This window comes from Aeromicrobium chenweiae (assembly GCF_003065605.1).
In the GTDB taxonomy this organism is placed as follows: domain Bacteria; phylum Actinomycetota; class Actinomycetes; order Propionibacteriales; family Nocardioidaceae; genus Aeromicrobium; species Aeromicrobium chenweiae.
Window position 1 is genome coordinate 816,822 of sequence record NZ_CP026952.1, and the last position, 14,395, is coordinate 831,216.

General features: G+C 68.3%; 6 protein-coding genes. 5 read left to right on the forward strand and 1 reads right to left on the reverse strand.

Translation table 11 applies throughout. The features are described from left to right. Nucleotide 1: 1 nt before the first annotated feature. From C3E78_RS04000 to C3E78_RS04010, 3 genes are all read left to right on the forward strand, one after another. Nucleotides 2–574, forward strand: a complete 573-nt coding sequence (locus C3E78_RS04000; protein WP_108577096.1) for an FtsB family cell division protein — start codon at nt 2–4, stop codon at nt 572–574. After that, nucleotides 571–1,086 (forward strand): DUF501 domain-containing protein, encoded by a 516-nt coding sequence (locus tag C3E78_RS04005; protein ID WP_235833807.1) that lies wholly within the window; start codon nt 571–573, stop codon nt 1,084–1,086. The genes C3E78_RS04000 and C3E78_RS04005 overlap by 4 nt, the downstream gene beginning before the upstream one ends. 178 nt (nt 1,087–1,264) lie before the next feature. Further along, nucleotides 1,265–2,185 carry a Ppx/GppA phosphatase family protein gene (locus tag C3E78_RS04010; RefSeq protein WP_108577097.1) on the forward strand — a complete coding sequence of 307 codons (921 nt, stop codon included), beginning with the start codon at nt 1,265–1,267 and terminating at the stop codon, nt 2,183–2,185. 15 nt (nt 2,186–2,200) lie between these two features. Here C3E78_RS04010 and C3E78_RS04015 read toward each other — a convergent pair whose 3' ends face one another. After that, nucleotides 2,201–2,404, reverse strand: coding sequence for a helix-turn-helix domain-containing protein (locus C3E78_RS04015; RefSeq protein WP_108577098.1), 204 nt, complete (start codon nt 2,402–2,404; stop codon nt 2,201–2,203). A gap of 264 nt (nt 2,405–2,668) precedes the next feature. Here C3E78_RS04015 and C3E78_RS04020 point away from each other — a divergent pair, with 264 nt between their 5' ends. Then, the gene (locus C3E78_RS04020; protein ID WP_108577099.1) at nt 2,669–8,470 is read left to right on the forward strand and encodes a family 78 glycoside hydrolase catalytic domain; all 5,802 of its coding nucleotides are present in this window, start codon (nt 2,669–2,671) and stop codon (nt 8,468–8,470) included. A 69-nt stretch (nt 8,471–8,539) separates the two neighbouring features. Continuing rightward, complete coding sequence (locus tag C3E78_RS04025) at nt 8,540–14,320, forward strand: family 78 glycoside hydrolase catalytic domain (RefSeq protein ID WP_108577100.1); 5,781 nt, start codon at nt 8,540–8,542, stop codon at nt 14,318–14,320. Nucleotides 14,321–14,395 lie beyond the last annotated feature (75 nt).

Genomic DNA, 14,395 nt, shown 5'->3' on the forward strand with positions numbered 1-14,395 from the left:
CATGGCAGCACGTTCACCTCGCGGCCCGGGGCGGCCTCCTCGTGGGGGCGCACCCACGGGGAAGCCGTCCGGGCAGCGGGGTGGACGCCAGACCCCGCTGTCGCGGACGGGATCGCGCCCGGTCATCTCGACCGTCTCGGTCCCGCACCTGACCACCCGGGCGATCGTGCTGATGGCGGTGGTCCTGCTGCTGCTCGCGTCCTACACGTCCACGCTGCACGCGTGGTGGCAGCAGCGCGCCGAGATCCAGACGACGAAGGCCCAGATCGCCTCGACCCGTCAGGACATCGCGGACCTCAAGGACCAGAAGCAGCGCTGGAACGACCCGGCGTACGTCAAGCAGCAGGCCAAGGAACGCTTCGGCTGGGTCTCGCCCGGCGAGGTGGGCTACCGCGTCCTCGGCAGTGACGGCAAGGTGCAGGGCGCGGACGTCCCGACCCTCGACGCACCGCCGCAGGCGCAGCAGCCGAAGTGGTACGACAAGCTGTGGGGGAGCGTCAAGGAGTCCGGCAAGGAGCCGAGACCCCGCCCCACCACGACCCCCGACCCGGACAAGGTGCTGAAGGACCAGTGAACGTCGCCCAGACCGACCTCGATGCGGTCGCCGAACAGCTCGGCCGCCCCCCGCGGGGCATCCTCGAGATCATGTCGCGCTGCCCCTCAGGGCACCCGAACGTCGTCAAGACCGAGCCGCGTCTGGACGACGGCACGCCGTTCCCGACGATGTTCTACCTCACGTGCCCCCGGCTGGCCGGGGAGATCGGCACGCTCGAGGCGTCGGGGCTCATGCGCGAGATGACCCAGCGCATCGCCGACGATCCCGAGCTGGCGGCCCACTACACGCGCGCCCACGAGGCGTACCTCGCCGAGCGGGAGGCCCTGGGCCACGTGCCGGAGATCGCCGGCATCTCGGCCGGCGGCATGCCGACCCGGGTCAAGTGCCTGCACGTCCTCGTGGCCCACTCGCTGGCCAAGGGGCCCGGCGTCAACCCGCTGGGCGACGAGACGATCGAGCTGCTCGGCGCGTGGTGGGAGGGCACCCCATGCGCGGCCGACTGGGTCGAGCCGGAACCCGCCGACGACTGAGCTGCGCGGGCGATGTCCGCCCGGGTCAGGGTGGGCCATTCGGAAGACCGTGACCCCCGTCCCGTCCACCGAGGAGGTCCCGTTCGACGAGCGCACGATGATCGACGACGTCGATGAGTCGGCGCGGGAGCCAGCGGCGTCCGCGTGACCGTGGGGGCGGACCGCTACCCTCTGGGGCATGCCTGAGCGTGCGCGTGTAGCTGCGATCGACTGCGGCACCAACTCCATCCGCCTCCTCGTCAGCGACATCGAGGGGAGCACCAAGACCGACCTCCTCCGCGAGATGCGGGTCGTCCGGCTGGGGCAGGGGGTCGACCGCACGGGCCATCTCGCCGAGGACGCGATCGCCCGCACCCTGCAGGCCACCCGCGAGTACGCCGAGCTCATCGCGATGTTCGGGGTCAACGACATCCGGTTCTGTGCGACCTCCGCGATGCGCGACGCCGACAACGGTGTCGAGCTCGAGGACGCCGTGGAGGGCATCCTGGGCGTGCGCCCCGTCGTTCTCGCAGGGATCGACGAGGCTCGGGCGTCGTTCCTGGGCGCGACCCGCGACCTCGAGCAGGTACGCACCCTCGTCGTCGACATCGGAGGTGGTTCGACCGAGCTCGTGGTCGGCACCGCGGACGAGATCGAGTGGTCGGTGTCGCTCGACGTCGGCTCCGTACGCCTCACCGAGCGGTTCCTGGCCGGCGATCCCGCGCGGGTCAACGAGGTGGCCGACTGCATGACCTACCTCGACGACGTCATCCGCCCGGTGCTGACCGAGCTCAAGCCCGTCGGCTCGTTCGTCGGGGTGGCCGGGACGATCACGACCGTCGCGGCACACTCGCTGGGCCTGCCGTCGTACGACTCCGACACGATCCACGGCGCGAAGCTGGCCCTCGAGGACGTGCAGGCCGCGTGCCTGTCGCTGGTCGGCATGTCCGTCGCCGACCGACGCGCGCTCCCGTTCATGCACCCGGGCCGTGCGGACGTCATCGGTGGTGGAGCGCTGATCCTCGACCGGCTGGTCGAGCTGCTGCCGTTGGACACCGACTCCCTGGTCGTCAGCGAGCACGACATCCTCGACGGCATCGCGTGGGACATGGTCTCCTGACCTGTCCCTGAGCGGTCAGATCAACCGGCTGCGCACCGCCCAGACCACGGCCTCGATCGGCGTCTTGACGCCGAGCCGGTCGCAGATCAGTCGACCGCGTCGGCGCAACGTCCGCTCCGACACCCCGAGCTCGCGGGCGATCGCGTCGGTGGTGTGCCCGCGGCTCAGCAGACGCAGGACGTCGAGGTCCTCGTCGGACAGATCCGTGACCCGCGCCATCCCAAGACCCCCTCGGTCACCTGGGAGCGCCTCCCCCGCGAAAAGCGCCGCCGTGTGAACGGCAGGCTACTAAAACGTTTCAACGATCTCAACAAGTGGCCGGGTCCGGTCACTTTCGACGACACATCTGCCTGGAATCACAGCGCGATCCGAGGTCCGCGCAGCGAGACCCGCGACAGCGAGGGCTTGTCGCCACCGAGAGCGCGTGAGTAGCGTGAGCGACGTCACTATGCGTTGAATCGTTTTAATCGGATCGGGTGTCCCATGAGTCAGCTCTCTCCTTCTCGCAGCCGCGCGCGACGCCGTCTGGTCGGCGTCCTCGCGTCGTCAGTCCTGGTCGCCACGACGCTCCTCGCGGGCGCGAGCACCGCTTCCGCGGCCGACGCCGGCATCGCGGTCGGGTCGCTGCAGACCAACGCGCGGACCAAGCCGCTCGGCATCCCGGGCGACGATCCGACGTTCGGCTGGAAGTCCACGTCGGCGGCGCGCGGCGTCGTCCAGAGCGCGTACGAGATCAAGGTCGGCACGACCGAGGGCGGTGACGACGCCTGGTCCTCCGGCAAGGTGGAGTCGGCCCGCCAGGTCGACGTGCCGTACGGCGGCACCGCGCTCGCGTCGCAGACCCGCTACTACTGGCAGGTCAAGGTCTGGGACGGCGAGGGTCACGAGAGCGGCTGGAGCACCCCGAGCTGGTTCGAGACCGGCATCCTCGACGCCGCGGAGTGGAAGGGCGACTGGATCGGCAAGGGTGAGGGCACCGAGGTCAACCGGTGGACCGACTACACCGCCGACATCGACTTCGACATCGACAAGCTGGCCATCGGCGTGTTCGTCCGGGCAGCGAGCACGAACAACGCGTACATGTGGCAGATCTCGACGGCCGACGGGACCGGCGTCCCGAAGTTCCGTCCGCACAAGCGGATCAACAACACCTACACGCTCATGGACAACAAGGCGATCCCCGGCATCACGTCGGCCGAGCTGCTCGACGGCACGCACCGCTTGTCGGTCACGGTCGACGGCAGCACCATCACGACGCGGCTCGACGGCACCCAGATCGACCAGCGCACCGACACCTCGCTCGCGAAGGGCTTCGTCGGCTTCCGGCAGGACTTCGCGGGCGGCGTCGACGAGTCCGCGGACGTCAAGAAGGTGACCGTGACCGCCAAGAACGGTGACGTGCTGCTCGACACGGACTTCTCGACAGGTAACCCGTTCGACGGCGGTGACCTGACGGCGCAGGGCCTGCACGTGGCCAACCGCAAGGACGTCCTGCTGCGCACGAAGGACGCCAACAAGCCCCTCCTGCGCACCGAGTTCAGCACCGAGCCGGGCAAGACGATCAAGTCGGCCCGGGTGTACGCGGCGGCGCACGGCGTCTACGAGCTGCAGCTCAACGGCAAGAAGGTCGGCGACCAGTTCCTCGCCCCCGGCTGGACCGACTACACGAAGCGCATCCAGCACCAGACGTACGACGTCACCGACCAGGTCAACAGCGGCGTCAACGCATTCGGCGCCGAGATGGGCGACGGCTGGTGGGCCGGCAAGATCGGCATGTGGGGACCGGGCATGTACAGCAAGGACCTCGGCGTGATCGCCCAGCTGCGGGTGGACTACACCGACGGCACGAGCCAGCTCGTCAAGACCGACAACACGTGGAAGACCCACACCGGGCCGTTCGTGGCAGCCGACAACATCGACGGCGAGACGTACGACGCCAATGCCGAGCAGCCGGGCTGGGACATGCCGAACTACGACGCGGCTGGCTGGACCAACGCGGTGGTCGGCGCCTCGGACACGGCCAAGCTCGTGCCGCAGGTCGACGAGCCGGTCCGCGCCACCGAGGAGCTCCCGGCGCGCAAGCGCACCGAGTCGCCCGGCGTGAAGAACGGCTACATCTATGACCTCGGCCAGAACATGGTCGGCGTCGCCCGCATGCGCATCCAGGGCACCGCCGGTCAGACCGTCCGGTTCCGGTACGCCGAGGAGCTCTACGACGACGGCCGCTTCTACGTGGGCAACCTGCGCGCCGCGAAGGTCACCGACTACTACACGTTCAAGACCACCGGGACGGTCGTCTACACGCCCAAGTTCACCCAGCACGGCTTCCGCTACGTGGAGATCACCGGGGCATCGGCCGCTCCTGCCGTCGAGGACGTCACCGGCGTCGTGTGGGGATCGGACCTCGCCGCGACAGGCCACCTGGAGACGTCGGACCCGATGCTGAACCAGCTGGTCAGCAACATCTCGTGGGGCCAGCGCGGCAACTTCCTGTCCATCCCGACCGACACGCCGGCGCGCGACGAGCGCCTCGGCTGGAGCGGTGACATCAACGTCTTCGCGCCGACGGCGAGCTACCTGCGTGACACCCGCTCGTTCCTGCAGAAGTGGATGACGGACCTGCGCGACTCCGCGTACAGCAACGGCAACCTCCCCGGCATCGCACCGTCGGTCCCGACGGTGGACCTCGGTTCGGGCCTCGGCTGGTCGGACGCGGGCATCACGGTGCCGTACGCGACGTGGCACGCCCAGGGCGACACGGCGATCATCCGGCAGAACTACGAGGCGATGCAGAAGTACCTGGCCTTCGTGAAGAACGGTGCCGGCGACGACCTCATCGACTCGGCCCGCGGCAACTGGAACGACTGGCTGAACCTCGACGACAGCACCAGCGTCGACGTGCTGGGCACGGCGTACTACGCCGAGGACGCCCGGATGCTGTCGGAGATGGCCAAGGTCATCGGTCAGGACGAGGACGCGGCGGAGTACGCGGCCATGTCGGCCGCCGTCCGCCAGGCGTTCACCGACAAGCTCATCGCTGCGGACGGCACGGTGCAGGGCGGCAGCCAGACGGCGTACGCCCTGGCGCTCGGCATGAACCTCGTGACCGACCCGGCGCTCCGGGTCAAGGTGGGCGAGAAGTTCGTGGCGAAGCTCAAGACGAGCGACTACCACCTGACGACGGGCTTCCTCGGCACCCCGTGGCTGCTCCCGGCGCTGAGCAGCATCGACCGGAGCGACCTGGCGTACACGATGCTCCTGAAGAAGGACTACCCGTCCTGGGGCTACGAGATCGCGAACGGTGCCACCACGATGTGGGAGCGCTGGAACTCGATCGGTCCCGACGGCAGCTTCGGGGACGAGGGCATGAACTCGTTCAACCACTACGCGTACGGCGCGGTGGGCGACTGGATGTACCAGAACATCGGCGGCATCTCCGCGGTCACGGCCGGCTACAAGACGTCCCGCATCGCACCGGAGGTCGGCGGTGGGCTCACCAGCGGCCACGGCACCTACGAGTCGGTGTACGGCACGATCTCGTCGCAGTGGAAGAAGACCGGCAAGGACCTGACGCTCGACATCGAGGTGCCGGTCAACACCACCTCGCAGGTCAGCATCCCGGCGCAGAACCTGCTGTCGGTGACCGAGGGCAGCACGTCCCTCGCGGACGCCGCCGGCGTCAGCGACGTGTCGTTCAAGGACGGGGTAGCGACGTTCACGGTCGGCTCCGGCTCCTACTCGTTCCGGGCGGACGCGCAGCGTGCGCTGTTCGGTGACCTGGTCGACGCGATCCAGAAGCTCGACGCCCATGCGGGTGACCTGCAGGCCGCGGGTGACCTGGCTGCCGACGACCGCACCCACGTGGGACAGGCGCTCGCGGCGGCAAGGACCAAGGTCGAGGCCGCCCTGGTCGCCGACCTGGCCGGAGACGCCGGCAAGGTCTCGCAGGACCTCGCCGACGCACTGGCGGAGGTCCGTGACCTCAAGACCTGGGTCGCGGGCTCCGGCATCGACGGCCCGGTCAAGGGCGATCTCACGACGCGCCTCGAGAAGCTCGAGTCGCTGTTCGGCCAGGGCGTCGCGTCGAGCCTGGGCGTGTCGGTGGTCATCCCGCCGGTCGCCGAGCCCGCGCAGGCCGGTGGAACCGTGTCCGGCACGGTCGAGGTGGCCAACAACGGCAGCGTCGCGCTCAGCGACCTGACGGCGAAGGTGACGGTCGACGGTTGGAAGGTCGACCCGACGACGATCTCCCTCGCCACCTTGGCGGCCGGCGACACCGCCCAGCTGCCGTTCACGGTCACGGTGCCCAAGCACCAGAAGCCGGGGACGTACGACGCAGGCGTCACGCTGACCTTCACCAGCGCGCAGGGGACCTTCACGCTCGACGACTCGACGCCCTGGGTGTCGATCGACTCCGGCGTGAAGATCACCGACGTGTCCTCGCTGCACCCGGTCGAGGGATCGGAGGAGCGGGCGACGCTCACCGCAACGGTCACGAACTCGAGTGACGCGGCCGTCTCCGGCCAGGTCGCCACGACCCTGCCGGAGGGCTGGACGCAGGCACCTGACTCCGGACGCGTGACGATCGCGCCGGGCGCGACCGAGAAGATCACGGTGCCGCTGTTCGTGGGCATCGAGACCGCGGCGGGCGACCAGCCGGTGACCGTCGACTTCGTGGACCAGGGAGTCACCCTGGCGACGAGGGACGCGGCGCTCAAAATCACGCTGGCCGCCCCGGCGGAGGGCGACCTGCCCGGTCAGCTCGACCACATCGACTTCGGCAGCACGCCGTCGGAGACGGAGCACGCACTGGAGAAGTCGGCCAGCAGCGGCACCAACGTCGAGGCCGGCCTCACCCGCAGGTACGCCAACGCGCAGAACCCCGGCGCCTGGTACTCCGCGGAGTACGACGTGACACCCGGTGAGCCGTTCCTGATCCGCAACCTCGAGACCTTCGACGGCGCCAAGACGAAGAAGTACAACATCTACGTCGACGGCACCCTCGTGAAGGCTTTCCAGCTGAAGCAGACGGTCGGCGGACAGACCTCGAAGGCGTACCAGGTGCTGGTGGATGATCCGGCGGTGCTGGCCAATGACGGGACGGTGCGGATCAAGTACGAGTTCCCGGCGGATGCGAGTGGTTTCTATGATCCGTCGATCGCTGACAGCTGGGTGCTTCCGGTGCCTGCTGACACGCTTGCGCCGTTGGTGTCGGCGTCGGTCAGCAGCAGCGCTGCGCCTGGTGACAACGGGTGGCTCCGTGGTGACGCGTCGGTCGCGGTGACCGCGGTGGACAACCGGGCTGGAGCGCTGGTGGTCCAGACGGGGGAGTCCGCGGGTTGGCAGGACTATGCGGGACCGGTGGCGGTGACTGGTGACGGCAAGCACGAGGTGTCGTACCGGGCCAAGGACGCCGCCGGGAACTCCACGGGTGAGAAGAAGGTGGCGGTGTGGGTCGATGGCACCGCGCCGACGACGCAGCTGGCGGTGACGCGTGGGTCCGGTGTTGCGGGGTCGGACTCCGCGACGATCAAGCTGACTGCGGCCGATGGTCTCAGTGGTGTGGCTGCCACGACGTACCGGGTCGATGGTGGGGACTGGAAGGTCCTGGCCGGCGAGGCGCCGGTGGTCAAGGGTTACGGGGCCCACACGGTGGAGTACTTCACGACCGATGTGGCCGGCAACTCCGAGGCGCTGCACTCCACGGTCATCGACCTGGCCGACGTGGACACGATCCAGGCGATCGTGGCGCCGCAGGTCACCGGCACGGCTGTGTTCGGGGCAACGTTGAAGGCGACGACGGGTTCGTGGAACACCAAGGGCCTGGGTCTGAAGGTGCAGTGGTTGCGTGACGGCAAGACCGTGACGGGTCGCACCGGGACGACGTACAAGCTGGGCTCGGGTGACGTGGGTCGCCGGATCTCGGTGAAGGTCACGGCCAGCAAGTCGGGCAAGGCGTCGGTGTCGGCGACGTCGAACCGGACGAACAAGGTCGCCAAGGCCACGGCGACCACGTCGGTCAGCTACTCGAAGTCCACGGTCAAGAAGGGACAGAAGGTCAAGCTGTCGATCAAGGTCACCTCGCCGACCACGACGCCGCGAGGCACCGTGCGGGTGTATCAGAACGGCAAGCGGGTCAAGAGCCTGAAGCTCTCGTCGGCGGGCAAGGCGTCGTACTCGCTGAAGATGACCAAGAAGGGCCTGCGCAAGGTCAAGGTCACCTACGTCGGATCCTCGACCGTCCGCAGCGACAGCTCACCCACCAAGAAGATCCGGGTGAAGTGACCCACTGAGGAGGCCCCGCCCCATTCATGGGAGCGGGGCCTCCTTGCCTCGCACTCCCACCGTCACGAAATGGAATCCATCATGCGCACCAGCTCGCCCACCCGCCGCCTCGTCTCGGTGCTCACGTCCGGCCTGCTGGCGGCCGGTCTGCTCGTGACCACGACGCCCGCCGCTCAGGCGGAGGAGGGCGCGCAGATCTCCGTGGGGCGGCTCCAGGCGAATGCCCGGTCGACCCCGATGGGCATCGGCACCAGCGATCCGGTCCTGGGCTGGCAGTCCAGCTCGACCGGCCGCGGCGTCGTCCAGAGCGCGTACGCGATCAGGGTCGGCACCACCGAGGGCGGGGGCGACGCCTGGTCGACCGGCAAGGTCGAGTCGTCCGAGCAGGCCGACGTGCGGTACGCGGGTGACGAGCTCGCGTCCCAGACCCGCTACTACTGGCAGGTCAAGGTCTGGGACAGCGAGGGGCACGAGAGCGAGTGGAGCGCCCCGAGCTGGTTCGAGACCGGTATTGCGGACGCCGACGAGTGGAAGGGCGACTGGGTCGGCGAGGCCGGACAGGCCATCGACTCGTGGAAGGACTACACCACCGAGCTCGACTTCACCCTCGACAACCTGGCGTTCGGCGTCTACCTGCGCGCCAAGGACACCAACAACGGCTACATGTGGCAGATCAGCACCTCCGACGGCACCACGGTGCCCAAGCTGCGTCCTCACAAGAAGGTCGGTGGTGGCTACTCCGTGCTCGACAGTGTGCCGATCACGACGTTGACGGCCCAGCAGCTCAGGACCGGCAAGCACAAGCTGACGTTCAAGGTGGACGGCGACCAGATCACCACACTGCTCGACGGTGAGCAGATCGATCAGCGGAGGGACTCCACCTTCACGCAGGGATTCGTGGGCTTCCGGACCGACCAGGCTGCCAACGAGCAGGGCACCGTCCATCGCGTCACCGTGACCTCGGCAACCGGTGACCGCCTGCTCGACACCGACTTCTCCGATGGCGCCAACCCCTTCGGTGCCGGGACGATCAAGGACGGGGCGCTGAAGATCGGCGGCGGTACCGACACGCTGCACGTCCCCGTGCTCCCCAAGCCCCTCCTGCGGAGGGAGTTCGCCGCGCAGACCGGCAAGACCATCGAGCGCGCCCGCTTGTACGCATCCGCGCGGGGCGTCTACGAGGTGCAGCTGAACGGCGAAAAGGTGGGTGACGAGCACCTGGCACCGGGCGACACCGACTACAACATCCGGATCCAGTCGCAGACGTACGACGTCACTGATCAGGTCAACAACGGTGCCAACGGGATCGGCGTGACGCTGGGTGACGGCTGGTACGCGGGGCACAACGCCAATCTCACGCCCGGCTTCTACGGCACCGATCTCGCCTTCCTCGGACAGCTGCGCATCGACTACACCGACGGCTCCTCGCAGATCGTCAAGACCGACGACACGTGGACCACGCACACCGGGCCGTACGTCGCGGCCGACAACCTCAAGGGCGAGTCCTACGACGCCCGCCGCGAGCAGCCGGGCTACGACCAGCCGGGCTTCGACGACTCAGGCTGGAGCCCAGCGGCCGTCCTGGCCTCGACGACCAGCAAGATCGTCCCCCAGCTCGACCAGCCGGTACGCACGGTCGCCGAGCTCCCCGCCAAGTCCCGAAGCCACTCCGGCGGCGACACGTATGTCTACGACCTCGGCCAGAACATGGTCGGCGTCGCCCGGGTCCGCATCCAGGGTGTGGCCGGACAGACCGTCACGCTGCGCCACGGTGAGGTGGTGAACCCCGACGGCACCCTGTACACCGCGAACCTGAAGACGGCCACGGCCACCGACCACTACACGTTCAAGACCACCGGGACGGTCGTCTACGAACCGAGCTTCACGTTCCACGGATTCCGTTACGTGGAGGTCTCGGGAGCCACGACGGCACCGGGCCTGGACGACGTGACCGGCCAGGTCTTCGCCTCCGACCTGCCGGCCACCGGGACGTTCACATCGTCCAACTCGATGCTGAACCAGCTGCAGAGCAACATCACGTGGGGACAGCGGGGCAACTTCCTGTCCATCCCCACTGACACGCCCGCGCGCGACGAGCGACTCGGTTGGAGCGGTGACATCAACGTCTTCGCCCCGACTGCGAGCTATCTCAGCGACACCCGTCCGTTCCTGCGCAAGTGGATGCAGGACCTGCGCGACACCCAGCGCGCCGACGGCAGCACGCCCGGTGCTGCTCCGACGTTCCCGACCCAGGGCGTCGGCAGCGGGACCGGCTGGGAGGACGCGATGATCACCGTGCCGTACGCGGTGTGGACCGCCCGAGGTGACAAGGACATCCTCCGCGAGAACTACCCGGCCATGAAGAAGTTCTTCAGCTACGTGCGGAAGGCGGCGGACGGCAAACTGGTCACCGCGTCCCGCGAGCAGTACGGCGACTGGCTGAACCTCAACGACGGGACGTCGCAGTCGGTGCTCAGCACCGCCTACTACGCCGAGGACGCCCGGATGCTCTCGGAGATCGCCGCTGCCCTCGGAGAGGACGGGGACGCAGCGGAGCTCGCGGAACTGTCGGACGACATTCGCCGGGCCTTCGCCGATCAGCTGGTCGCTGCGGACGGCACCGTGTCCAGCAACAGCCAGACGGCCTACGCGATGGCGCTGGGACTGAACCTGGTCACCGACCCCGCCCAGCGCGAGAAGGTGGGGGAGAAGTTCGTGGCCAAGCTCAAGAGCAAGGGAAACCACCTCTCGACCGGCTTCCTGGGCACGCCCCTCCTGCTGCCGGCGCTGTCGAGCATCGGCCGTGACGACCTGGCCTACACCGTGCTGCTCAACGAGGACTTCCCGTCCTGGGGGTACCAGATCGCCAAGGGGGCGACCACGATGTGGGAGCGCTGGGACGCGATCTTGCCCGACGGCAGCTTCAACGACCCGAACATGACGTCGTTCAACCACTACGCCTACGGCGCTGTCGGCAACTGGATGTACCAGAACATCGCCGGCATCTCGCCGCTCGAGCCGGGCTACAAGACGTCGCGGATCGCGCCGGTCGTGGGCGGCGGGCTGACCAGCGGTCATGGTGAGCTGGACTCGGTCTACGGCACGATCTCGTCGACCTGGAAGGCCGAGGGCGACGACCTCTCGGTCGACATCCAGGTTCCGGTCAACACGACGTCGCGGGTCAGCATCCCGGCCGGCAACCTCCTCGCTGTGACTGAGGGCAGCTCCCTGCTGACCGACGCAGACGGCATCAGCGACGTCTCGTTCAAGGACGGCGTGGCCACGTTCACGGCCGGGTCGGGGTCGTACCGCTTCGCCGTCAGCGCCGAGCGCGCCCGTCTGGGCGACATCCTCGCCGAGATCGAGAAGACCGACCGTCATGCGAGCGACCTGCAGGCCGACGGCGACCTCGCAGCAGCAGACCGGGCGCAGGTGGGCGACCGGCTGGCGGCGGCTGCGGACCGCGTGAAGGCAGCTTCGGCTGCCGACGGTGCTGGTGACCGGCAGAAGGTCGCTCAGCAGCTGGCCGCAGGTCTCCAGCAGATCCGCGAGCTCAAGGCCACGCTCGCCCAGTCGTCGTCTGTCGACGGTCCTGTGAAGGGGGATCTGAACGACCGTCTCGAAGCCATCGAGTCGCTGTTCGCAAAGGGCGTGGCAGCCAGCCTCGGCGTCACGGTCGTCATCCCGCCGGTCGCCGCGGCCGGTCGCCCGGGTCGCACCGTCTCCGGGACCGTCGAGGTCGCCAACAACGGAGGAACTCGCATCGCCGGCCTCCGAGCGGAGGTCGCCGTGCGCGGTTGGAAGCAGCAGCCCGACGCAGTCACGCACCCCTCGCTCGACGCCGGCGAGGACGTGCAGCTGCCGTTCACGGTCACCGTGCCGAAGCGGCAGAAGCCGGGCGCGTATGACGCGTCGGTGTCGTTGACGTTCGACACTGCGTACGGAACGTTCGTGCTCACCGACACCACCCCCTGGATCTCGATCGACTCCGGCGTCGAGATCACCGACGTGACGTCGCAGAGTCCCGCGGACGGTTCAGAGGAGCGCGTGGCGGTCCGGGCCACCGTCCGGAACAACGGTGACGTGCCCGTCTCCGGCCAGGTCGCAGTGACCCTGCCCGAGGGCTGGACGCCGCCGCCCACCTCGGACATCGTGACGATCCCCGCCGGTGCGAGCCGAGAGGTGACCGTCCCGGTCAACGTGGGTCTCGGCGTCGTCGGCGGCGACGTGCCGCTGACCGTCGCCATGGTCGACCAGGGAGTGACGCTGGCCTCAGCGGACTCGAAGCTGAACATCGCATTGCCCGCTCCGCCGACCCAGGAGATCTTGGACTACGTCGACTTTGGCGATGCGCCTTCCGAGACGGACCACGCGGTGCAGGCGCACGAGCGCAGCGGACGCAACAGCGAGGCCGGTCTCACCCGCAGGTATGCCGATCGCAACTACCCAGGGTCGTACTACTCGGCGGAGTACCGGGTCACTCCCGGGCAGCCGTTCCTGCTGCGAAACCGTGAGACCTTCGACGGCGCCAAGACGAAGAAGTACAACATCTACGTCGACGACACCCTCGTGACGACGTACGAGCTCCCACGAGCCGAGGAGGGAATCGGCACCAAGACCTACCAGGTGCTGGTGGATGATCCGGCGGTGCTGGCCAATGACGGGACGGTGCGGATCAAGTACGAGTTCCCGGCGGATGCGAGTGGTTTCTATGATCCGTCGATCGCTGACAGCTGGGTGCTTCCGGTGCCTGCTGACACGCTTGCGCCGTTGGTGTCGGCGTCGGTCAGCAGCAGCGCTGCGCCTGGTGACAACGGGTGGCTCCGTGGTGACGCGTCGGTCGCGGTGACCGCGGTGGACAACCGGGCTGGAGCGCTGGTGGTCCAGACGGGGGAGTCCGCGGGTTGGCAGGACTATGCGGGACCGGTGGCGGTGACTGGTGACGGCAAGCACGAGGTGTCGTACCGGGCCAAGGACGCCGCCGGGAACTCCACGGGCGAGAAGAAGGTGGCGGTGTGGATCGATGGCACCGCGCCGACGACGCAGCTGGCGGTGACGCGTGGGTCCGGTGTTGCGGGGTCGGACTCCGCGACGATCAAGCTGACTGCGGCCGATGGTCTCAGTGGTGTGGCTGCCACGACGTACCGGGTCGATGGTGGGGACTGGAAGGTCCTGGGCGATGAGGCGCCGGTGGTCAAGGGTTACGGGGCCCACACGGTGGAGTACTTCACGACCGATGTGGCCGGCAACTCCGAGGCGCTGCACTCCACGGTCATCGACCTGGCGGACGTGGACACGATCCAGGCGATCGTGGCACCGCAGGTCACCGGCACGGCTGTGTTCGGGGCAACGTTGAAGGCGACGACGGGTTCGTGGAACACCAAGGGCCTGGGTCTGAAGGTGCAGTGGTTGCGTGACGGCAAGACCGTGACGGGTCGCACCGGGACGACGTACAAGCTGGGCTCGGGTGACGTGGGTCGCCGGATCTCGGTGAAGGTCACGGCCAGCAAGTCGGGCAAGGCGTCGGTGTCGGCGACGTCGAACCGGACGAACAAGGTCGCCAAGGCCACGGCGACCACGTCGGTCAGCTATTCGAAGTCCACGGTCAAGAAGGGACAGAAGGTCAAGCTGTCGATCAAGGTCACCTCGCCGACCACGACGCCGCGCGGCACCGTGCGGGTGTATCAGAACGGCAAGCGGGTCAAGAGCGTGAAGCTCTCGTCGGCGGGCAAGGCGTCGTACTCGCTGAAGATGACCAAGAAGGGCCTGCGCAAGGTCAAGGTCACCTACGTCGGATCCTCGACCGTCCGCAGCGACAGCTCACCCACCAAGAAGATCCGGGTGAAGTGACCCGGGTCTGACCAGGAAGGGGCCGGGACGGTGTCGACACACCGTCCCGGCCCTTCGTCGTCTCGCGCCGACCCG

Coding starts and splice junctions, on each gene's coding strand:
- C3E78_RS04000 (WP_108577096.1), top strand. CDS start 2: ATGGCAGCACGTTCACCTCGCGGCCCGGGGCGGCCTCCTCGTGGGGGC.
- C3E78_RS04010 (WP_108577097.1), top strand. CDS start 1,265: ATGCCTGAGCGTGCGCGTGTAGCTGCGATCGACTGCGGCACCAACTCC.
- C3E78_RS04015 (WP_108577098.1), bottom strand. CDS start 2,404: ATGGCGCGGGTCACGGATCTGTCCGACGAGGACCTCGACGTCCTGCGT.
- C3E78_RS04020 (WP_108577099.1), top strand. CDS start 2,669: ATGAGTCAGCTCTCTCCTTCTCGCAGCCGCGCGCGACGCCGTCTGGTC.
- C3E78_RS04025 (WP_108577100.1), top strand. CDS start 8,540: ATGGAATCCATCATGCGCACCAGCTCGCCCACCCGCCGCCTCGTCTCG.